The sequence below is a fragment of the Streptomyces sp. NPDC048565 genome (genome assembly GCF_040650935.1).
GTDB lineage: Bacteria > Actinomycetota > Actinomycetes > Streptomycetales > Streptomycetaceae > Streptomyces.
Window position 1 is genome coordinate 141472 of sequence record NZ_JBEZIH010000021.1, and the last position, 22074, is coordinate 163545.

Consider the following 22074-nt stretch of genomic DNA (forward strand, 5'->3'; position numbering starts at 1 on the left):
TGTAGACCGGTGAGGCACCTGGATGGGGTTCAGGAACGGAAGCCGCCGACGACATCCCCCATGTCGCAGCTGTACAGCTCCCGCGTGCACACCTCTGGTCGTCCCGCCGTTCTTCGCCGTGGTGAACTTCAGCGTGGCGACCTGGGGCATCACGTACCGGTAGCCGTAGCCGTACCGGACCATGCCGCCCGCGTGGATGCCGCTTCCCCCGGCGAGGGGAGGTTACGGACAGGAATCCGGTCGATATGTCCGAATCCCCCGTCCGTAACCTCCCCCGACCGTCAGACCCCGACGTCGCTGCCGGACTTGGGCCAGATCGCGACTACCGCGGGGCGGACGATCTTGCCGGGGCCGTCCGGCCAGGTGCTCGCCGGCTTCTCGACGGACGCGCCGTCGACCTCACCCGGGTGCTGCACGGCGACGAGCACGCGGCGGTCCTGGATCACCGGGCCGCAGGTCTCCGCACCGCTCGGCACGGTCAGGAACTGCTTGAGCTCGCCCCGCCGTTCGCCCTGGGTCGCCACGCCGAACAGGCCGTCGTGCGAACCGAGCTGGTTGCCGTCCGTGGAGATCCACAGATTGCCGTGGTCGTCGAAGGCCACGTTGTCCGGGCAGGAGATGGGGCTGACGTTCTCCTTGGGGAAGCCCGAGAAGTACGTCGACGGGTCCTCCGGGTCGCCCGCGACGAGGAACAGCCGCCAGGCGAAGCCGTCACCCGCCGGGTCGTCCCAGTTCTCCGCGAGCTCCAGGATCTGACCGTGCTTGTTGGCGTTGCGCGGGTTGGCCTCGTCCGCGCCGGCCATACCCGCCTTGCCGCGGTCGGTGTTGTTGGTGAGGGCGACGTAGACACGGCCGGTGCGCGGCGAGGGCTCGACGTCCTCGGGGCGGTCCATCTTCGTCGCGCCGACCTTGTCACCAGCCAGGCGGGTGAAGACGTACACCTCCTCGGCCGTCATGCCCGGGACGTGCGAGGTGGTGCCCGTGGCGAGCGGGATCCAGACGCCGCTGCCGTCGAACTCGCCGTCGGAGGGGAGCTTGCCCGTGCCGTCGAACTCGGCGGCCGGGGAGTCGCCCGTCAGCTTGGCGACGTAAAGGGTGCCCTCGTCCAGCAGGGTGAGGTTGTGCTCGCGGGCGGCGCGCGAGTTCCCCTTCTTCATCCGCTTGCTGGAGACGAACTTGTAGAAGTAGTCGAACCGTTCGTCGTCACCCATGTAGACCACGGGACGGCCGTCGGCGGTCAGCCGGGGCTGCGCCGCTTCGTGCTTGAACCGGCCGAGCGCGGTCCGCTTGCGGGGCGTGGAGTCGGGGTCGTACGGGTCGAGCTCGACGACCCAGCCGAAGCGGTGTGCCTCGTTGGGCTCCTGCGCCAGGTCGAAGCGCTTGTCGAACCGCTCCCACTTGCGCTCGGTGGCGGTCGTGCCGATGCCGTAGCGCAGATCGGTGTCGCTGGAGCCGTTGGCGAAGTACTGGTTGAAGTTCTCCTCGCCGTGGAGTGTGGTGCCCCACGGGGTGGTGCCGCCCGCGCAGTTGTTCAGGGTGCCCAGCACCTTGCGGCCGGTGCGGTCGGCGGAGGTGCGCAGCAGCGGGCTGCCGGCGGCCGGGCCGGTGACCCGGAATTCGCTGGTCGCGGTGAGCCGGCGGTTCAGCGGGTGGCGGGTGACCGGGGCGAGCTTGCCCGTGCGGTTCTCCTCCTGGACGACGACCACGGAGAGTCCGTGCGCCGCCCAGGCGATCTCGACCTGCTCACGGGTCGGACTGGCCGGATCGTATCCACGGAACATCAGGATCTCGTCCGTGTACTCGTGGTTGGCGACCAGCACCTGACGCCCGCGCTCACCGGGCAGTGGGAGCAGGGAGAGGAAGTCGTTGTTGTAACCGAACTGGCCCGCCTGCGCCTTGGCGGACTGCTTGTCCGGGTCGAAGCGGGGAGCCCCGCGCAGGATCGGCTCGCCCCAGCGGATCACGACGTTCTGGCTGTAGCCGTCAGGGATCGTGACCTGATCGTCCGTGTTGGGCGCGACGGCCTCGAAGCGCAGGCCACGGGCGCCCGAAGCGGTGGGCTTCGGCTTGCTGCCGGGGCGGCCTGCGGAGGGTACGGCCTCGGCGGTCCGCACCCCCGGGCCGGCGAGAGCCATGGTTCCGGCGGCGGTCGCCACGGTCACCACAGCGGCGGCCCGCATCATCGACCGGCGCGACAGGGCACCGGCGATGATGTCACCGGCGTACTCGTTGTCGCTGGTGTTCGGGACCTCCTGGAAGCAGGCGTCACCGCAGCGGTAGCGGCAGGTCAACGCAGAGCGCCCGCCCTGGTGCGAGCCGATGAGTGGCAGCAGATTGCGCACGTTTTCGTCCCTCCGTCTGTGTGTCACGCGTGACGGTAGGTGCGCGTCAATCCCGTTCGTGGGACTGCTGGTGAACGGAGAGTGAAGTCCGGGACACCGCTGTTCTTCCGGCCGTCCGGGGCTCCCGCCCGGGCCGCGTCCGGCCCCCGTCCGGGCTCCCGTTCAGGACTCGGTGACGACTCGGTTGGGGCTCGGTTGACGCAGGGGCGGGCCGCGCCGCCGAACGGCCGGATCCGGCCGCTAACCTTACGTATCCGCCCTGGCCAGGGATCAATTCCCGCAGTACGGACATTTATCGCACCCAACTCATGCGAAAGGCCTCGCCCATGGGCATTCGGAGCTTGCTGCGCAAGGTGTTCGGCCGGACGGAGCAGGACGAGCCGACCACGGCCACTGTCCCGCCCCAGGCCGAGCGCACCCAGGCCACGGAGCCGGAGCCGGAGACCGCCGGCTCGGCGGCCGAGCCCACGAAGGCCGCGGTACCGGCCCCGGCTTCCCCCTCGGACCGGTCCGCCGGTGCCGAGACCGACAGCGGACAGGCGTCGGACCTGGTTTCGGCGGCCTTCGACAAGACGGCAGAGCCCTCGGCCGGCACCTCGGCCGACACGGCCCCCGCGCCCGCGCCCGCGCCGAGGATTCCGGCCCAGGGGTCGGACCCGGAGGCGAAGCCGGCGGAGGACTCGGCCGGCGCCGGGAAGGACAGCGCTGCGGCGGACGCGGCCGAGGAGACTGCTGCGGAAACTGCTGCGGAGACGGCCGTGGAGGCCGAGACAGTCGCTGCTCCCGCTGTCGCCGACGGCGATGCGGCTGCCGACAGTGCGACTGCCGACAGTGCCGCTGCCGACGCCGAGCCGATCACGATCGACATCGACCTGGAGCCGGAGGCCGCTGTCGCGGCCGAGGTCGCGGCCGAGGTCACGGCCGAGGAGCCGGCCGCCGAGGCACCTGCTCCCGAGCCCGAGGCCGCACCTGAAGCGCCGAAGGCCGAAGCGGCGGCCGCCGAGCCGGTCGTCGAGCCTGCCAGGGAGCCGGTCGCAGAGGCGGCCGCCGAGCCGGCCATCGAGCCCAAGGCCTCCGCTCCCGCCGGCAAGCCTGCCGTCACCCTCGCCCGCGTCAAGGCGGCGGCGCCCGCCCTCGTCGCCCCGTACAAGGCGGCGCAGGCCGGGCTCAAGGCGCACGGGCTGACCGGGCTGCGGGCCACCGTGTATCTGGTACTCGACCGGTCAGGCTCCATGCGGCCGTTCTACAAGGACGGCAGCGCCCAGCACCTCGGCGACCGCACACTGGCGCTCGCCGCGCACCTGGACGCGAACGCCACCGTGCCCGTCGTCTTCTTCTCGACCGACATCGACGGCACCGGGGCGATCGACCTCGCCGCGCACGAGGGCCGGATCGACGAGCTGCACGCGGGCCTCGGCCGCCTGGGCCGTACGAACTACCACCGGGCCGTCGAGGAGATCGTCACGCACTACGAGAAGTCCGGCGCCACAGGACCGGCTCTGGTGATCTTCCAGACGGACGGTGCCCCGGACGCCAAGGTCGCGGCCAAGCAGGCCCTGGCGGAAGCGGCACGGCTGCCGCTGTTCTTCCAGTTCGTCGCGTTCGGCGAAGAGGACGCGAAGGGCTTCGACTTCCTGCGCAGGCTGGACGTCGACAACGCCGGTTTCTTCCACGCGGGCCCCGCCCCGCGCGAGGTGCCCGACGCGACGTTCTACCGGGAGGTGCTCGCCGGGCTCCCCGCCTGGGCCGCCGCCCGCGGGGTCGTCGCGGAGGACTGATCCGCCGGCAGCCGTACGGTCACGGCGAGCCCGCCCTCCGGGCCGGGCACCGCCGTGACCGTACCGCCGTGGGCCAGCGCGATCGACCGCACGATCGACAGTCCGAGCCCCGAGCCCTGCCCCATCCGGTCCCGCCCCTCCCCACGCCTGAACGGCTGGAAGAACCCGGCGATGTCACCCTCGGCCACCACAGGACCTGTGTTGCGGACCACCAGGACCCCGGCCGCCGACAGTGACACCTCCACCCGGCCGTCGGGCACGTTGTACCGCACCGCGTTGGACAGCAGATTCGCCACGAGCTGCGCGAGCAGCTGCCGGTTTCCGCGTACGACGCAGGGCTCGGCCTCGACCGTGACCTTCGGCCGGTTCGCCGCCGAACGCCCCGCCGCCGCGGGGGTCCTGGCCGACTCCTCCTTCAGCACCCGCGCCAGGTCGACCTCCGCGCGCTCGCTCCCGGCCAGCCCCCGTTCGCTGCGGGCCAGCACCAGCAGGCCCTCGATGAGCCGCTCGCTGCGCCGGTTGTTGTCCAGCAGCGTCTGCCGGGTCCGCACGAGGTCCTCGGGAGACGGGTCGTCGAGCCCCACCTGGATCGCCGCCCGCTGGGTGGCCAGCGGGGTCCGCAGCTCGTGCGAGGCGTTGGCGATGAAGCGCCGCTGGCTGTCGAAGGCCTTCTCCAGCCGCGCCAGCAGGGCGTCGAGCGTCTCCCCCAGCTCCTTCAGCTCGTCGTCAGGACCGCTGGACGCGATCCGCTCGTGCAGGGTGTGCTCGGAGAGCCGCCGTGCCTTCGCCGTCATGGCGTGGACGGGCCGCAGCACCCGGCCGGCGGTCCACCAGCCCACGCCGACCGCGCACCCCGTCATGACCAGCAGCGCGGCGACCGACCAGGACAGAAGCTCCCGGCTCGCCGCGTTGCTGACGTCGTCGGTGACGTCGTAGACCGTGGGCGGCCCGAGGCGCCCTCGCGTGTGCAGGGGCCCGTTGACCGCGAAGCCCGGCTGGGCGACCGCAGCGGACGTGGCGATGGCCCGCGCCTGCGAGTCCGTGCCCGCCCGTGAGGCCAGATTGACCGTGGCGAGCAGCGCCGTACCGAGGATCAGGAAGACCCCGCCGTACACGAGGGCGATCCGCATCCGGATCGTCGAGTGCCTGGCCTGCGCCGTGCCGGTGGGCAGCACCAGCCTCAGCAGCCGCCTCACAGCACGTATCCGACGCCCTGGACGGTGCGGATCAGCGCCGGCTCCCCCAGCTTGGCGCGCAGCTTGCTCATGCAGACGCGGACGGCGCCGGTGAAGGGGTCGGCATTGGCGTCCCAGGCCCGCTCCAGCAGCTCCTCGGCGCTGACCGTGCCTCCGTCGGCCTCCAGCAACAACTGCAGCACGGTGAATTCCTTCGGTGAAAGATCCAGGTCCCGCCCGTCACGCGTGGCGGCCCTGCGCACGCTGTCGAGCCGGATGCCGTGTCTCTCCAGCTGCGGCGGCACGGGACGGGCGCTGCGCCGCCGCAGGGCGCGCACCCTGGACACCAGCTCGGGGAATTCGAAGGGCTTGCTCACGTAGTCGTCGGCGCCGAGGTCGAGCCCCTCCACCCGGTCCTCCATGGTCCCGGACGCGGTGAGCATCAGGATCCTGGTCCGCGAGCCGGCGGACACGAGCCTGCGCGCCACGTCGTCGCCGTGCACCCGGGGAAGATCGCGGTCCAGGACGACGACGTCGTAGTCGTGGAGCCCGAGGTAGGCGAGCGCCGCGTCGCCGCTGTACACGGTGTCGACGGCGAATCCGGCCCGTCGCAGCCCGGTCGCCACCAGCTCCGCAAGAATTTCCTCGTCCTCGGCGACCAGTACCCGCATCGTGTTGTCCCTTGCCTCGTGCACGCGTGCCCACTCCTCCCAGGATGCGTCTTTGGTACGGGAAAGGATGTTTCGCAAAGCTCTCCGCGCCTCTCCGCATCCCGGGCCGCCGTTATCGATGTGAGTGGATCTCCCACGGGCCGTTAGGATTTCGCCCATGGCGGCCACTGGATCCGAGAAGCAAGGGGGCGACGTCGTGAAGAGTTTCTACGTAGCGACCCCCATCTACTACGTCAACGACGCTCCTCACCTGGGCCACGCCTACACGACCGTCGCAGGCGACGTGCTCACCCGCTGGCACCGCCAGCGCGGCGAGAAGGTGTGGTACCTCACCGGCACGGACGAGCACGGTCAGAAGATCATGCGCACGGCCGAGGCGAACGACGTCAGCCCCCAGGCCTGGTGCGACAAGCTCGTCGAGGAGGCCTGGAAGCCCCTCTGGGAGCATCTGAACATCGCGAACGACGACTTCATCCGTACGACGGAGAAGCGGCACACCGACCGTGTGCAGGAGTTCGTGCAGGACCTGTACGACAAGGATCAGATCTACAAGGGCGGGTACGAAGGCCCGTACTGCGTGGGCTGCGAGGAGTACAAGCTCCCCGGCGACCTGATCGAGGCCGAGGACGGCACGAAGCTGTGCCCGATCCACAAGAAGCCGGTGGAGCTCCTCAAGGAGGAGAACTACTTCTTCAAGCTGAGCGAGTACGGCCCGAAGCTCATCGAGTTCTACGCGGCCAACCCGGGCTTCATCCAGCCCGAGTCCGCCCGCAACGAGATCGTGAACTTCGTCAAGCAGGGTCTGCAGGACCTGTCGATCTCGCGCTCCACGTTCGACTGGGGCGTCCCGGTGCCGTGGGACCCGAAGCACGTCATCTACGTGTGGATCGACGCCCTGCTCAACTACGCGACCGCGGTCGGCTACGGCGCCAACCAGGAGAAGTTCGACGGCACGTTCCCGGCGGACGTGCACCTGATCGGCAAGGACATCCTGCGCTTCCACTCGGTCATCTGGCCGGCCATGCTGATGGCGCAGGGTCTTCCGCTGCCCGGCAAGGTCGTCGCCAACGGCTGGCTGATGGTCGGCGGCGAGAAGATGTCCAAGTCCAATCTGACCGGCATCAAGCCGCAGGACCTCACCTCGCACTTCGGCGTGGACGCGTACCGCTGGTACTTCCTGCGGGCCATCGCGTACGGCAGCGACGGCTCGTTCTCCTGGGAGGACTTCAGCGCCCGCTACACCTCCGAGCTCGCCAACGACTACGGCAACCTCGCCTCACGCGTCGCGGCCATGGTCGGCAAGTACTTCGGCGGCGCACTCCCCGAGGCCACGGCGGCCGGTGACGCGGAGCTGGCGGTCCAGGAGGGCCTGGCCAAGGCTGTCGCCTCCGCCGACCGGAAGATCGGCGAGGAGCTGGACTTCCAGGGCGGCATCCTGGCGGTCTTCGACTTCGTGAAGCAGGTCAACGGCTACATCACGGAGCAGGAGCCCTGGAAGGTCGCCAAGGACACGTCCCCGGAGGGACAGGCCCGGCTCGCGACCATCCTGTACACGGCGGCCGACGCGCTGCGCGCTGTCGCGGTCCTGCTCAACGCCGTGATGCCGGACACCTCGCAGAAGCTGTGGGAGTCCCTGGGCGCCGAGGCGTCCCTCGGCGCGCTGGCCGACCAGCCGGTGCAGGACGCGGGCCGCTGGGGACAGCTGCCCGTGGGCGCGACGGTCACGAAGGGCGCGGTGCTGTTCCCCCGCCTGGAGGAGAAGCCCGCGTAAGCGACGCACACAGCGCAGGAGCCCGGGTCCCCGAACGCATCGGGACCCGGGCTCCTGTGTGTGCCCGTCAGCGCGTCCAGTTCTTGAGCGGTTCCGCCTCTCACAGGGCCAGCGACGCGGCGTCCCCCATCACGATCACCGGGTGCTTCGCCGGGTCCAGGGTGAGCAGCAGCTCCCGCATCCGGTCCTCGGCCAGCGAGACACAGCCCTGGGTCGGGCCGCCGTGGTCGACGTGGAGCCAGATGCCGCCGCCCCGCTCCGGGCCCAGGGGCCGGGTGCGGTCCAGCGGGCTGGTGCCCGGGGTCCGGTTGTAGTTGATGGCGACGACGTAGTCGAAGGATCCCTCCAGAGGCTCGCCGAGGAAGCCCTCGCCGGTCACGGCGAAGCGGTGCTGTTCGTCGTACGGGAGCAGCGCGCCCGGGTCGGGCAGCCGGCCGCCCGCGTCGGTGAGGCCGTAGACCCCGACGGGGGATCTGAGGTCATCCGCGAGATGGTGGTCCGTCCAGCCTTCCCTTCCGTTGTGGGCGGGCCAGGGGCCCACCCCGGGTCTCCATCCGAGAGCGGAGTCGTCGAGGTTGTAGAGCACGACCGATGAATTGTTGGAGTCGGGGCCCTGCCCCGTCACCACGACGGCCTGCCGGGCCGTGGCCGGGATCCGCGCGCGGGTCCCCGGACCCAGGTCCGGGATCTCCGCCGGGGGGCGGAGGCTCTCCACGGGGCGCGGCGGGGCGGTCGAGGCCTCGGGGCCGGCCGCACCCCGGGGCGCGGAGGGGTCGACGGTCCCTACGGTCCCGGCGGAACAGCCGATGACCAGCAGGTACAGGGCGACGAGAAGGACGTAGGGGCGGCGCGGGAGGGACACGGTGCGGAACTCCTCGGTGGAGAGGGCGGACGAGCTTCCCGTGCCAGTCTTTGCCGGGCCCGAGGGCGCCGAACCTGAACCGGGGCCATCCGGATGTACCCGGCCCGTGTACCCGAGGTCGTGGGAGTTCCACCCGTACGCGGGCAAGAACCACGTGAAACAGCCCCCGGCCGGTGGCCGGGGGCTGTTTCACGTGGAACCGAAGCGGAGGGGTGACGCCTACTTCGCGCCGGTGTCCCTCGCCACCGAGTCCTTGGCCTCGGCCTTCTCCTTCGTCGCCGCGACGGGCTTGCGGAGCTGGATGTTCAGCTCGCGCAGCCGCGTCTCGTCCAGCACGGTCGGAGCACCCATCATCAGGTCCTGGGCGTTGCCGTTGAGCGGGAAGGCGATCGTCTCGCGGATGTTGGGCTCATCGGCGAGCAGCATCACGATGCGGTCGACGCCCGGGGCGATGCCGCCGTGCGGCGGGGCGCCGAGACGGAAGGCGCGGAGCATCCCCGCGAACTCGTGCTCGACGGTCTCGCGGTCGTAACCGGCGATCTCGAAGGCCTTGAGCATCAGCTCGGGCTCGTGGTTACGGATGGCGCCCGAGGACAGCTCGATGCCGTTGCAGACGATGTCGTACTGCCAGGCGAGGATGTCCAGCGGGTCCTTCTCCTCCAGGTCCTTCAGTCCGCCCTGGGGCATCGAGAAGGGGTTGTGCGAGAAGTCGATCTTTCCGGTGTCCTCGTCCTTCTCGTACATCGGGAAGTCGACGATCCAGCAGAACCGGAAGACGCCCTCCTCGAAGTGTCCGGCGCGCTTGGCGGCCTCCACGCGGACGGCGGACATGATCTTGGAGACCTCGTCGAACTCGCCCGCGCCGAAGAAGACCGCGTGGCCGGGGGCCAGGGACAGCCGCTCGGTGAGGGTCTTGACGTCCGTCTCGGTGAGGAACTTCGCGATCGGTCCCGCCAGCGTGCCGTCCTCGCCGACGCGCACCCAGGCGAGGCCCTTGGCTCCGTGCTCGACGGCGTACTCACCGAGGCCGTCGAAGAACTTCCGGGACTGCCCCGCGGTGTCCGGCACCGGGAGGGCGCGGACGTGCTTGCCGGCGAACGCCTTGAACCCGGAGTCGGCGAAGACGTCCGAGATGTCGACGAGCTCCAGCTTGGCCCGCAGGTCCGGCTTGTCGTTGCCGTACTTCAGCATCGACTCGCGGAACGGGATGCGCGGGAACGGCGAGGTGACATGGCGGCCGTTGCCGAACTCCTCGAAGAGCTCGGTCATCAGCTTCTCGATCGGCTGGAAGACGTCCTCCTGCTCGACGAACGACATCTCCACGTCGAGCTGGTAGAACTCGCCCGGCGAACGGTCGGCGCGGGCGTCCTCGTCACGGAAGCAGGGCGCGATCTGGAAGTACCGGTCGAAGCCGGAGATCATCAGCAGCTGCTTGAACTGCTGCGGCGCCTGGGGGAGGGCGTAGAACTTGCCCGGGTTGAGCCGGGAGGGCACCACGAAGTCACGGGCGCCCTCGGGGGAGGTCGCGGTGAGGATCGGCGTCGCCATCTCGTTGAAGCCGAGGGCCACCATCTTGGAGCGGATGGAGGCGACCACGGCCGAGCGCAGCATGATGTTGCGGTGCATGCGCTCGCGGCGCAGGTCGAGGAAGCGGTACTCCAGGCGCCGCTCCTCGTTGACGCCGTCCTCGGCGTTGATCGTGAAGGGCAGCGGGCCGGCCTCGCCCAGCACCTCGACCTCGGTGACCTCGATCTCGATCTCGCCGGTCGGGAGCTCCGGGTTGACGTTGTCGGCACCGCGCGCGGAGACCTTGCCGTCGATCCGGACGACGGTCTCCTTGGTCAGCTTCGCCAGGGCGTCGTTGCCGGCGGTGCCGGGGCGGGCGACGAGCTGCACCAGACCGTAGTGGTCGCGCAGATCGATGAAGAGGATGCCACCCAGGTCTCGGCGATTGTGCAGCCAGCCGCTCAGCCGGACGTCGGTGCCGACGTCAGAGGCGCGGAGCTCGCCGCAGGTGTGGGACCTGTACCGATGCATCGTCGTTCATCCAGTCTTCGCGGGGCGGGGGTGTAGCGACACCCCAGGCTACCGCCCATGGACGCAGCGCTTCATTGGCATTGTCGCCGCACGGCTGTCCGGGACGCGGTCGCCACCGAGGGGAGACCGCCCGGCAGGCCGCTGCCGGGCGGTCTCCCTCGGTGGCGACCGCGGAGAACATCTTCCTAAAGTGGGGCAATGCGCACCGAGGAGATCCTTGCTGCGATCGGAACCGGCCTGTGGAGCTGGGACAGCTCATCGGGCTCGGTCTCGTTCGACGCCGAGGCGGCACGGCTGGTGGGGCTGCCCGCCGAGCCAACGACCCGCCCCGGCGGCGAGGTGCGCTCGCGCTTCCACCCGGCCGACTGGGACGAGATCGACGGCATCGTGAACTTCGCGATCGCCGAGGGCACGTTGGCCGAGGCCAGACTCCGGATCATGGACGAGAACGGCTCGGTCCTCCGCACGGTGCGCTCCCGGTCGAAGCCGGTCCCGCTGGACACCCCGGGCCGTCTTACATATGTGCTGATGGGCACGCTCCAGGAGGTCGCCGAGCCCCCGGCGGGCGCCGCCGCGCAGACCCCGCTCACCGGCGACTGGCGACGCTCGCGCGAGGCGTTCCTGCTGGACGCGGGGCGTGCGCTGGCCGAGGCCGCGTCCACCGAGGAGGTCCTCCGGGTCGCCGCCTCGCTCTCCATGCCCGGCTTCTCGCCGGACGGACTCGCCCTCTTCGGCATCTCGGGCGAGCGGCTGACCGTCATCGGGCACCACGGGCAGAACGCCGGTGACGAGGAGCCGTTCACCGACATGCCTCTGGAGACCGACTATCCGGCCGCCGAGGTCGTGCGGACGGGCCAGGCGATCTACCTGGAGTCACCCGAGGAGTACCGGCGGCGTTTCCCCGCCACCTGGCCCCTCGCCAAGGGGTTCCGGCGCCAGTCCTGGGCCTTCCTGCCGCTGATCTCGTCCGGGCACACCACGGGGGCCTGGATGGCGGGGTTCCAGCACCGGGTGGCCTTCTCACCGGACGAGCGCTCCGTACTGTCGACGGTGGCCAGGATGCTGGCACAGGCGCTGACCCGCGCCGGTGCGGCCGAGAACGAACGCGAGCTGTCGCTGGGCCTCCAGAGGTCGATGAGGCCGTCTCTCGGCCCCGATGTACCGGGCCTGACGGTGGCGGCGCGCTACATCCCGACAGGCGGAGGACTCCAGGTCGGCGGCGACTGGTACGACGTGATCCCGCTCCCCAACGGCCGTATCGCCCTGGTCATCGGCGACGTCCAGGGCCATGACGTGCGGGCGGCGGGCCTGATGGGCCAGCTGCGGATCGCCCTGCGCGCGTACGCCTCCGAGGGGCACCGCCCCGACGCCGTGCTCTCCAGGGCCTCCCGCTTCCTGTCCGGGCTGACCGAGACGTACGACCCGTTCGACGGCGAGGACCGGTCGGACGCGACACGCTTCGCGACCTGTCTGTACGCGGAGGCCGACCCCGGGACCGGGACCCTCGACGTCGCCCGGGCGGGCCACCCGGACCCGGTGGTGATCAGCGTCGACGGCACCGCGGTGATCCGGCAGACCGCCGGAGGGCTGCCGCTGGGTGTCGAGATGGACGCCGACTATCCGACGACCCGCGTCGTCCTGGGGCCGGGCGAGACGATCATGCTGTGCACGGACGGGCTCATCGAGACCGGCGGACACGACATGGCCACCGGATGGACCAGGCTCAGGCCGGTCCTGGAGAAGCCCGTGGAGGACCTGGAGGAGCTCGCGGACGCCCTCGTGCAGACGGTCCACGGTCCCGGATCGCACTACACGACCGGGCCGCTGGCGGACCGCCGTGAGGACGACATCGCGGTCCTGGTGCTGCGCCGCGAGGGGGCGCGGACGCGCAGGACCCCGGCGCGGCGCTCGGTCATGACCATCGCCCAGGCGGAGCCCGAGCGGATCGCGTCCGCCCGGCAGCAGCTGCGGGAGCTGCTGCACGACTGGGGGGACGCGGAGCAGGTCGACTCCGCAGAGCTGATGGTCTCCGAGATGTCCACGAACGTACTCGTGCACACGGACGGGGACGCGCTGCTCGTCGCGGAGGTGACGGGTGAGCGGGGCAGGCGGCGGCTGCGTGTCGAGGTGGCCGACACCAGCGACGAGCTGCCGCACAAGCGGCGGCCGGGCGAGATGGCGTCCAGCGGCCGCGGGCTGATGCTGATGGAGATGCTCGCCGACGTGTGGGGCGTGGATCCGAGGGGGGAGGGGAAGTCGATCTGGTTCGAGCTGTACGAGTCGGCGGAGCCCGCGGAGCTGGGCGCCGGCGTCAGTTCATGAGCCCTCGGGAACCGCGCGTTCCGGGCCCTCGGCCTCGAAATCCCGGCGCAGCTCGCCGATCACCCCGAACGCGGCGGCGCACAGCGGCACCGCCAGCAGCATGCCCACCAGTCCCGCGACGCTCGCACCCGCGGTCAGCGCGATCATGACCATGGCGGGGTGCATCTGGACCGTACGGCTCTGGATGACGGGCTGGAGCACATGGCCCTCCAGCACCTGGACGGCGAGCACCACGCCCAGGGCCCAGAGCGCGATCACGAAGCCCCGGTCGGCCAGCGCGACCAGCACGGCGACGGCACCGGAGATGAAGGCCCCGAGATACGGGATGTAGGCGCCGACGAAGACCAGCGCCCCCAGGCCCACCGCGCCCGGCACCCGCAGGATCAGCAGGCCCACCGTGATGCACACCGCGTCGATCAGGGCGATGAAGGTGGTGCCGCGCATGAACCCCTCGACGGCTTCGAAGGCCCTGCGCCCCATGGCCTCCACGAGGTCGCCCTGGCCGCGCGGAGCGACCGCGTGCGCGAGGTGGGCGGCACGGTCGGAGTCACGCAGGAAGAAGAACGTCAGCAGCAGGGCCAGGACGGCGGTGGTCAGGAGCGACCCGATGAGGCTGATCCCGGTGAGCAGGCCGCCCGCCGCGCTCGCGCCGAACTTCTCGACCAGGCCCTTGGCGTTCTCCGCCAGGTCGTCCACATTCGCGGAACCCGCGACGTCGAAGTGGTCGATGACCCACTGCCCGGCGTCCTTCAGCGAGGACACGATCTGGTCGCCGGTGTCGACGAGGGCGGTGACCACGATGTATCCGGCACCGCCGACCACCGCGACGAGCGCGGCACAAGTCAGCCCGGCCGCCACCGATCTGTTCACCTTGTGGGCGGTCAGCCAGCGGTGGACGGGCCCGAGCAGGGCCGTGCCGAGCAGCGCCAGCAGGACCGGGGTGACCGCGGTCTTGAGCGTCACGCACAGCCAGACGGCCACGGCCACGACGCCGGCGACCAGGAGCAGAACACCGCACCAGGCGGCCGTCCGCCGCGCGGCGTCGGGCAGGAGGGGCTTCCGGTTAGGCACCCTCCCACCCGATCACGGGCCGGGAGCGGTGTCCCTTCCGCACGGGCGTACGGGTGACGCGCCGTCACCTGTACGCCCGGCTCCGCCCGTACGCGGCGTCATCCGCGCCCGGCGGGGCAGGTCACATGCCGTGGACGGCCGGGACCGTGCCGAGGCGGCCGGCCTGGAAGTCGTCGAAGGCCTGCTTGAGCTCCTCCTGGGTGTTCATCACGAACGGCCCGTAGTGCGCCATCGGCTCACGGATCGGGCGCCCGCCGAGCAGTACGACCTCCAGGTCCGGCGTGTTGCCGTCCTGCGTCTCGTCGGCGCGGACGGTCAGCGACGACCCCTTGCCGAAGACCGCGGTCTGCCCGGTACGGACGGGGCGGCGCTCCGCTCCGGCACTCCCGCGCCCCGCGAGTACGTAGGCGAGGCCGTTGAAGTCCTCGCGCCAGGGCAGCGTCACCTCGGCACCGGGCCTGACCGTCGCGTGGACCATGGTGATCGGGGTGTGCGTGATACCCGGGCCCTCATGGCCGTCGAGGTCACCGGCGATGACACGGAGCAGCGCGCCGCCGTCCGGGGAGGTGAGGAGCTGGACCTGGCCACCGCGGATGTCCTGGTAGCGGGGCGCCATCATCTTGTCGCTCCTGGGCAGGTTCACCCAGAGCTGGAGGCCGTGGAAGAGACCGCCGGACATGACGAGCGCCTCGGGCGGCGTCTCGATGTGGAGGAGCCCGCTGCCGGCGGTCATCCACTGGGTGTCGCCGTTCTCGATCGCCCCGCCGCCGCCGTTGCTGTCCTGGTGGATGAAGCTCCCGTCGATGATGTACGTGACGGTCTCGAAGCCGCGGTGGGGGTGCCAGGGGGTCCCCTTCGGCTCGCCGGCCGCGTACTCCACCTCACCCATCTGGTCCATCATGATGAACGGGTCGAGGTGCCGGTAGTTGATCCCGGCGAAGGCGCGCCGCACCGGGAACCCCTCACCCTCGAAGCCGCTGGGCGCGGTCGTGACGGTCAGTACAGGGCGGGCCTCGGCCTCGGCCTCGGCCGCGACCTTCGGCAGGGTCAGCGGGTTTTCGACGGTCACTGCGGGCATGGAAGCCACCTCCGGGAGTCTGCTGCCAATTTAGTTGAATGGTGAACATCTAGCAAGGCGACATTCATTCCCGCCGCCCCCGGACAGCGACGAGGACCCGCACCGGAACGGTGCGGGTCCTCGGGAGACCTTGAGCGCGGACGCCTCAGCCGTACATACGGCGCATCGCGAAGTCCACCATCTGCTCCACCGCCTTGGCGTCGAAGACCATGCGGTGATCACCCTCCATGTCCAGGACGAAGCCGTAGCCCGTCGGCAGCAGGTCGATCACCTCGGCGCCCGTGATCACGAAGTACTTGGACTCCTTGCCCGCGTAGCTCCTGAGCTCCTTGAGCGTGGTGAACATGGGGATCACCGGCTGCTGCGTGTTGTGCAGCGCCAGGAAGCCGGGGTTGTCACCGCGCGGGCAGTAGACCTTCGCCGTGGCGAAGATCTGCTGGAAGTCCTCCGCGGAGAGCGAACCGGTCGTGAAGGCCCGTACCGCGTCGGCCAGGGACGGCGGCGAGGGCTCGGGGTACAACGGCTGCTCGCCGTAGCCGCCGCCCATCTGCTGCTGTGCACCCGGGTTCTGGTCGTAGCCATACATGCCGCAAAGAGTAATCGGACACATCTGCACCTTGAGGGGTTGCGTCTTATTACTGACGGGTAGCATCATCGTGGAGGTCAGCTGATATACCCACGCCAGGCCGTCCGTCGCCCGATCCTCACTCCTCCACGGGGCGCTGCGCGCCACTGCTATTGATTACGGAGCCTTCCCATGGGGCACTACAAGTCGAATCTCCGCGACATCGAGTTCAACCTCTTCGAGGTCCTCGGGCGCGACAAGCTGTACGGCACCGGTCCGTTCGCGGAGATGGACGTCGACACCGCGAAGAGCATCCTGGACGAGGTCACCCGCCTCGCGGAGAACGAGATCGCCGATTCGTACGCCGACGCGGACCGCAACCCGCCGGTCTTCGACCCCGAGACGAACACCGCGCCCGTCCCGGCCTCCTTCAAGAAGTCGTACCAGGCGTTCATGGACTCCGAGTACTGGCGCCTCGGACTGCCCGAGGAGATCGGCGGCACGACGTCCCCGCGCTCCCTGATCTGGGGTTACGCGGAGCTGCTGCTCGGCTCCAACCCGGCGGTCTGGATGTACTCCTCCGGTCCCGCGTTCGCCGGCATCCTCTTCGACGAGGGCAACGAGGCGCAGAAGAAGGTCGCCGAGATCGCCGTCGAGAAGCAGTGGGGCTCGACGATGGTGCTGACCGAGCCGGACGCCGGTTCGGACGTCGGCGCCGGCCGCACGAAGGCGGTCGAGCAGGAGGACGGCTCCTGGCACATCGAGGGTGTGAAGCGCTTCATCACCTCGGGCGAGCACGACATGTCCGAGAACATCCTCCACTACGTCCTGGCACGTCCCGAGGGTGCGGGCCCGGGCACCAAGGGCCTCTCCCTCTTCCTGGTCCCGAAGTACCACTTCGACTGGACCACCGGCGAGCTCGGTGAGCGCAACGGCGTGTACGCGACGAACGTCGAGCACAAGATGGGCCTCAAGGCGTCGAACACCTGCGAGATGACCTTCGGCGACCAGCACCCCGCCAAGGGCTGGCTGATCGGCGACAAGCACGACGGCATCCGCCAGATGTTCCGCATCATCGAGTTCGCCCGCATGATGGTCGGCACGAAGGCCATCGCCGCCCTCTCGGCGGGCTACCTCAACGCGCTGGAGTACGCCAAGGAGCGCGTCCAGGGCACCGACCTGTCGCAGTTCATGGACAAGACGGCCCCCAAGGTCACCATCACGCACCACCCCGACGTGCGCCGCTCGCTCATGACGCAGAAGGCGTACGCCGAGGGCATGCGCTCCCTCGTGCTGTACACCGCGTCCGTCCAGGACGCGATCCAGGTGAAGGAGGCCGCGGGCGAGGACTCCAAGGCGCTCAACGGCCTCAACGACCTGCTGCTCCCGATCGTCAAGGGCTACGGCTCCGAGAAGTCCTACGAGCAGCTCGCGCAGTCGCTCCAGACCTTCGGCGGCTCGGGTTACCTCCAGGAGTACCCGGTCGAGCAGTACATCCGTGACGCCAAGATCGACACCCTGTACGAGGGCACGACGGCGATCCAGGGCCAGGACTTCTTCTTCCGGAAGATCGTCCGCGACCAGGGTGCCTCGCTGAACGCCCTCTCCGAGGAGATCAAGAAGTTCCTCGCGAGCGCCCAGGGCGACGAGGAGCTGTCCGGCTCGCTGGACAACCTCGCCAAGGCCGCGGTGGACCTGGAGGCGATCGTCGGCACGATGATCACCGACCTCACCGCGACCGGTGAGGACGTCAAGAACATCTACAAGGTCGGTCTCAACACGACCCGCCTCCTGATGGCCTCCGGCGATGTCGTCGTCGGTTACCTGCTGCTCAAGGGCGCGGTCGTGGCCTCCGAGAAGCTGCGCAACGCATCCGCCAAGGACGCGGCGTTCTACCAGGGCAAGATCGCCGCCGCGAAGTTCTTCGCGGCGAACGTCCTGCCGGGCGTCTCCGGCGAGCGCGCGCTGGCCGAGTCCGTCGACAACTCGCTGATGGAGCTGGACGAGGCCGCGTTCTAAGGTTCTCCCGTCCGTCCTCGCGTCCTGTCGAACGCCGCCGTCCGGATCCCTCCGGACGGCGGCGTCCGTCATGGGCCGGGCAACTTTCCGGTCACGGGCCCGGGCCGCCGCCGTACATGGTGAGGCGTCCTCACGGGCCGTCGTTAAAGTGAGGAACATGAGCTCTCCCCTCCGCTTCGACCGCGGGCACACCGACGATCTGATGGCTTTCCTGATGGCCGCGCCCTCCCCGTACCACGCGGTGGCCGAGGCCGCCGCGCGGCTGGAGAAGGCCGGATTCCGCCAGGTCGAGGAGACGGACGCGTGGGACGGCTCCATCGGCGGGAAGTACGTCCTGCGGGGCGGCGCCATCGTCGCCTGGTACGTACCGGAGGGCGCCGGCGCCCACACCCCGTTCCGGATCGTGGGGGCGCACACCGACTCCCCCAACCTGCGGGTCAAGCCGCGGCCCGACACGGGCGCGTACGGCTGGCGCCAGATCGCCGTCGAGGTCTACGGCGGGACGCTCCTGAACACCTGGCTCGACCGCGACCTCGGTCTCGCCGGCCGCCTCTCGCTGCGCGACGGCACGCACCGGCTGGTCAACATCGACCGGCCCCTGCTGCGGGTCCCCCAGCTGGCCGTGCACCTGGACCGGTCCGCCAATCCCGACGGCCTCAAGCTCGACCGGCAGAAGCACATGCAGCCGATCTGGGGGCTCGGTGAGGTCGAGGAGGGCGACCTCATCCGCTTCGTCGCCGAGGCGGCGGGCGTCGACCCCGCCGAGGTCACCGGCTGGGACCTCATGCCGCACCCCGTCGAGGCGCCCGCCTATCTGGGCCGGGACCGTGAGCTGCTCGCCGGTCCCCGGATGGACAACCTGCTCTCGGTGCACGCCGCGACCGCCGCGCTGGCAGCCGTGGTCACCCAGCCCGACGACGAGCTCCCGTACATCCCCGTGCTGGCGGCCTTCGACCACGAGGAGAACGGCTCCCAGTCCGACACCGGCGCGGACGGCCCGCTGCTCGGCACGGTCCTGGAGCGCTCCGTGTTCGCCCGCGGCGGTTCGTACGAGGACCGCGCCCGGGCCTTCGCCGGAACCGTCTGTCTCTCCTCGGACACCGGCCACGCCGTCCACCCCAACTACCCCGAGCGGCACGACCCGACGCACCACCCGGTGGCCAACGGCGGGCCGATCCTCAAGGTCAACGTCAACATGCGTTACGCGACCGACGGCAGCGGCCGCGCCGTATTCGCCACGGCCTGCGAGAAGGCGGGCGTGCCGTGGCAGTCGTTCGTCTCCAACAACTCGATGCCCTGCGGCACGACGATCGGCCCGATCACCGCCGCGAGACACGGCATCCGCACCGTCGACATCGGTGTGGCGATCCTGTCGATGCACAGCGCGCGTGAACTCTGCGGAGCCGACGACCCGTACCTTCTGGCCAACGCGCTCATGGCGTTCCTCGCGGCCTGATCCCTCCAAGGCCCGGGCCGCTCCCCGGACATGGTTGCTTCCGGGCCGGGTACGCGAGGCGTACACCGGCCCGGATTCACCGGGCCGTCGAGGAGGCGGAAGTCATGGGACTCGGAGGATGCATTCTCCTGATCGGTGCCGGGGCGATTCTCGCGTTCGCCACCGACTGGGAAATGGACAGCGTCAACGTCGACCTGGTCGGCTGGATCATGATGCTCGTCGGCCTCGTCGGGGTCTTCGTCTACACGAGCATCGCGCGCCGCCGCCGCATGGTCGTGCCGCCCACCACCACGGTCGTCCCGGACGACGAGAAGCGCTACCGGTGAGCCGACGGTCCGGCGCCGCCGCCGTCAGCCCGCTCGCGGCGGCGGCGCCCTCGTGAGCCCCGCTCGCGGCGGCGGCGCCCTCGTGAGCCCCGCTCGCGGCGGCGGGCTCGTCGCTCGTCAGCCCTGCTCGTCCATGCCGGCCAGCACCAGCGGAAGCCTCGCCGTCCCTGTGGCGGTGACGCTCACCGGGACGCCCCAGTCCTGCTGGTGCACATGGCAGGCCGGGTACTCGTTGGCCGGATCGTCGTCGCAGGACGCCGCCATCGCGGACACGTGCAGGACGCCCTCGGTGACCCCGTCCGCGAGAACCAGGTCACGGTTCAGGTCCGTGCCCGGGCCGGCTCCCTCCGCCAGCAGCTCCGGCGGGGTCGAGGAGACCAGCAGCCGGGTGGAGGGGCCGTAGCGGGTGTCCAGCTTCTGCCCGGCGGGCGCCTGGAAGACCACGTCCAGCCGCAGCGTGCCGGCGGCGACCTCGGTGGCCGCCCGCTGGGTCCGGTGGGCCCGGTCCGCCACCCGCACGGCCTCGTCGGGCAGCCGCAGCCGGGTCAGCCGGTGCCGTGCGGACTCGACGACGACCAGATCGCCGTCCACCAGCACCGCGTCACTCGGCTCCCGCAGATCCGTGGCCAGGGTGGTGACCTCGCCGCTCTCCGGGTCGTACCGCCGCAGCGCGTGGTTGTAGGTGTCGCTCACGGCGACGGAACCGTCCGGGAGGGCGGTGACGCCCAGCGGGTGCTGCAGGAGCGCCTGGCCGGCCGGGCCGTCACGGTGTCCGAAGTCGAAGAGACCGGTACCGACCGCGGTGTGGACGGCGCCCTCCTCGTCCACCCAGCGCAGCGCGGAGGTCTCGGAGTCGGCGACCCAGAGCCGGTCACCGGCAGCGGCCAGACCGGACGGCTGCGCGAACCACGCCTCGGAGCCCGGCCCGTCGACCAGCCCTTCGTTGGTCGTGCCCGCGGCCACCCGTACGGCACCGGCCTCCGGATCGTACGTCCACAGCTGGTGCACGCCCGCCATGGCGATCCACAGCCGGCCGCCGAACCAGGCGATGTCCCACGGCGAGGAGAGGTCCACCTCCGTGGCCGGGCCTTCGGTCGCGGAGCCCTGCCACCACTGGCGGCCCGTCCCGGCGAGCGTGCTCGTCACGCCCGTCGCCAGGTCGAGCGCCCGGATCGCGTGATTGACCGTGTCCGCGACGGCGATCCTGCCGTCGGGCAGGACGGCGAGGCCCTGCGGCTCGCTGAACCGTGCCTCGTCGGGGCGGCCGTCCGCGAATCCACGCTCGCCGGTCCCGAAGTGGCCCCGTACGGTCTCGCCGTCGGCGTCCAGCTCCACCAGCCGGTGACGGGTGGTGTCCGACACAAGGAAACCCCCGTCGGGGAGCGCGAGCGCCTTGCCGGGGAATCGCAGATGGGTGGCGACCGGCTCCGGAGCGACGTACGGGCCGTCGCCGCGGCGCAGGGTGCCCTTCGCGGCGTGCTCGCTCTCCAGCTCCTCGACCAGCTTCTCGATAGCGTGCGCGTGCCCCTCGCCGGCGTGCTGCGCGACGACATAACCCTCGGGGTCCACGACGACGAGCGTGGGCCAGGCCCGGACGGCGTACTGCTTCCAGGTGGCGAGCTCGGGGTCGTCGAGGACGGGGTGGTGCACCTCGTACCGCTCGACGGCGTCGACCACGGCCTGGTGCTCCGCCTCGTGCACGAACTTCGGGGAGTGGACACCGATGATCACGACGGTATCGCGGTGCTTCTCCTCCAGCTCACGCAGCTCATCGAGCACATGCAGACAGTTCACGCAGCAGAACGTCCAGAAGTCCAGGATGACGATGCGTCCCCGCAGGTCAGCAAGGGTGTACTGCCGGTCGCCAGTATTGAGCCAGCCGCCCTTGCCGATCAGTTCGGGGGCGCGGACACGTGCACGTGCTGTCATGTCACCAGTCAACAGCACCGCGGCCTGCACGCATTCCGGCGGGGCATCGGGGAACCTGTGATCCATGAGACTTCTCGTACGTGAGCGACTGTTCGGCGTCGGCGACGACTACTGGATCGAGGATGCGGACGGGCGGAAGCTCTTCCTCGTCGACGGAAAGGCCATGCGGCTCCGTGACACCTTCGAGCTGAAGGACACGGAAGGCCGGGTCCTGGTGGAGATCCGCCAGAAGCTGATCAGCCTGCGCGACACGATGATCATCGAGCGGAACGGCGAGGAGCTCGCCAAGGTCAAGCGGAAGCGGCTCTCGCTCCTGCGCAACCACTACCGGGTGGCTCTGGTGGACGGCACCGAGCTGGACGTCAGCGGGAAGATCCTGGACCGCGAGTTCGCCATCGACTACGACGGTGAGCTGCTCGCCCAGATCTCCCGGCGCTGGTTGACCGTCCGCGACACCTACGGTGTGGACATCGTGCGGGAGGACGCCGACACACCGCTGCTCATCGCCGTGGCGGTGTGCGTGATCGTCCTCGCGGACAAGGAACACGACAAGGACTGAACGGCATACGTCATGGATCAGGGCGGTGGCCCGGTTTCACGTGAAACCTTCGTCACCCTCGAACCCGGCTACGGACTGCGCCGGATCACGGACGACCTCTGCGCGGAGGCGGG

Annotated in this window: 16 protein-coding genes; 7 read left to right on the forward strand and 9 right to left on the reverse strand. The window is 70.3% G+C overall.

Going from position 1 to position 22074, the window contains the following annotated elements:
- Nucleotides 1–281: 281 nt before the first annotated feature.
- Entirely contained in the window at nt 282–2342 is a 2061-nt protein-coding gene (locus AB0C75_RS24600; protein WP_362893853.1) for a PhoX family phosphatase, read from the reverse strand.
- A gap of 326 nt (nt 2343–2668) precedes the next feature.
- On the opposite strand from AB0C75_RS24600, the gene AB0C75_RS24605 reads away from it, so the two are divergent.
- Nucleotides 2669–4120, forward strand: a complete 1452-nt coding sequence (locus AB0C75_RS24605; RefSeq protein WP_362893854.1) for a VWA domain-containing protein — start codon at nt 2669–2671, stop codon at nt 4118–4120.
- Here AB0C75_RS24605 and AB0C75_RS24610 read toward each other — a convergent pair.
- Nucleotides 4054–5250: a HAMP domain-containing sensor histidine kinase gene (locus AB0C75_RS24610; RefSeq protein ID WP_362893871.1), complete on the reverse strand. Its 1197-nt coding sequence runs from the start codon at nt 5248–5250 to the stop codon at nt 4054–4056. The two genes, AB0C75_RS24605 and AB0C75_RS24610, sit on opposite strands and share 67 nt — an antisense overlap.
- 62 nt (nt 5251–5312) lie before the next feature.
- The gene (locus AB0C75_RS24615; protein ID WP_164493759.1) at nt 5313–5966 is read right to left on the reverse strand and encodes a response regulator transcription factor; all 654 of its coding nucleotides are present in this window, start codon (nt 5964–5966) and stop codon (nt 5313–5315) included.
- Nucleotides 5967–6123: 157 nt separating this feature from the next.
- Here AB0C75_RS24615 and metG point away from each other — a divergent pair, with 157 nt between their 5' ends.
- Nucleotides 6124–7737, forward strand: a complete 1614-nt coding sequence (metG, locus tag AB0C75_RS24620; protein WP_362893855.1) for a methionine--tRNA ligase — start codon at nt 6124–6126, stop codon at nt 7735–7737.
- A gap of 100 nt (nt 7738–7837) precedes the next feature.
- On the opposite strand, the gene AB0C75_RS24625 is transcribed toward metG, so the two are convergent.
- Together AB0C75_RS24625 and aspS are read right to left on the reverse strand one after the other, a co-directional pair.
- Nucleotides 7838–8599 (reverse strand): hypothetical protein, encoded by a 762-nt coding sequence (locus tag AB0C75_RS24625; RefSeq protein ID WP_362893856.1) that lies wholly within the window; start codon nt 8597–8599, stop codon nt 7838–7840.
- 219 nt (nt 8600–8818) lie between these two features.
- A complete protein-coding gene (gene aspS / locus AB0C75_RS24630) occupies nt 8819–10636 on the reverse strand; it encodes an aspartate--tRNA ligase (protein WP_362893857.1) in 1818 nt (605 codons plus the stop codon).
- 198 nt (nt 10637–10834) lie between these two features.
- Here aspS and AB0C75_RS24635 point away from each other — a divergent pair, with 198 nt between their 5' ends.
- The gene (locus tag AB0C75_RS24635) at nt 10835–12958 is read left to right on the forward strand and encodes a SpoIIE family protein phosphatase (protein WP_362893858.1); all 2124 of its coding nucleotides are present in this window, start codon (nt 10835–10837) and stop codon (nt 12956–12958) included.
- Here the strand turns inward: AB0C75_RS24635 and AB0C75_RS24640 are convergent.
- From AB0C75_RS24640 to AB0C75_RS24650, 3 genes are all read right to left on the reverse strand, one after another.
- The gene (locus tag AB0C75_RS24640; protein ID WP_362893859.1) at nt 12953–14029 is read right to left on the reverse strand and encodes an AI-2E family transporter; all 1077 of its coding nucleotides are present in this window, start codon (nt 14027–14029) and stop codon (nt 12953–12955) included. The genes AB0C75_RS24635 and AB0C75_RS24640 overlap by 6 nt on opposite strands.
- A 121-nt stretch (nt 14030–14150) precedes the next feature.
- On the reverse strand, nt 14151–15107 hold the full coding sequence (locus AB0C75_RS24645) for a pirin family protein (RefSeq protein WP_362893860.1): 957 nt from the start codon (nt 15105–15107) through the stop codon (nt 14151–14153).
- 145 nt (nt 15108–15252) lie between these two features.
- The gene (locus AB0C75_RS24650; RefSeq protein ID WP_073750539.1) at nt 15253–15693 is read right to left on the reverse strand and encodes an SseB family protein; all 441 of its coding nucleotides are present in this window, start codon (nt 15691–15693) and stop codon (nt 15253–15255) included.
- A 171-nt stretch (nt 15694–15864) separates the two neighbouring features.
- Between AB0C75_RS24650 and AB0C75_RS24655 the strand changes: the two genes are divergently transcribed.
- The 3 genes from AB0C75_RS24655 (at nt 15865) to AB0C75_RS24665 (ending at nt 19473) form a co-directional block, all read left to right on the forward strand.
- Nucleotides 15865–17691 carry an acyl-CoA dehydrogenase gene (locus AB0C75_RS24655; RefSeq protein ID WP_362893861.1) on the forward strand — a complete coding sequence of 609 codons (1827 nt, stop codon included), beginning with the start codon at nt 15865–15867 and terminating at the stop codon, nt 17689–17691.
- A 157-nt stretch (nt 17692–17848) separates the two neighbouring features.
- The gene (locus tag AB0C75_RS24660) at nt 17849–19147 is read left to right on the forward strand and encodes a M18 family aminopeptidase (protein WP_362893862.1); all 1299 of its coding nucleotides are present in this window, start codon (nt 17849–17851) and stop codon (nt 19145–19147) included.
- Nucleotides 19148–19251: 104 nt separating this feature from the next.
- A complete protein-coding gene (locus AB0C75_RS24665; RefSeq protein WP_362893863.1) occupies nt 19252–19473 on the forward strand; it encodes a DUF6458 family protein in 222 nt (73 codons plus the stop codon).
- A 117-nt stretch (nt 19474–19590) separates the two neighbouring features.
- Here the strand turns inward: AB0C75_RS24665 and AB0C75_RS24670 are convergent, their stop codons facing one another.
- Nucleotides 19591–21402 carry an NHL domain-containing thioredoxin family protein gene (locus AB0C75_RS24670; RefSeq protein ID WP_362893864.1) on the reverse strand — a complete coding sequence of 604 codons (1812 nt, stop codon included), beginning with the start codon at nt 21400–21402 and terminating at the stop codon, nt 19591–19593.
- A 64-nt stretch (nt 21403–21466) separates the two neighbouring features.
- On the opposite strand from AB0C75_RS24670, the gene AB0C75_RS24675 reads away from it, so the two are divergent.
- The gene (locus AB0C75_RS24675) at nt 21467–21961 is read left to right on the forward strand and encodes an LURP-one-related family protein (protein WP_362893865.1); all 495 of its coding nucleotides are present in this window, start codon (nt 21467–21469) and stop codon (nt 21959–21961) included.
- Nucleotides 21962–22074: the final 113 nt, after the last annotated feature.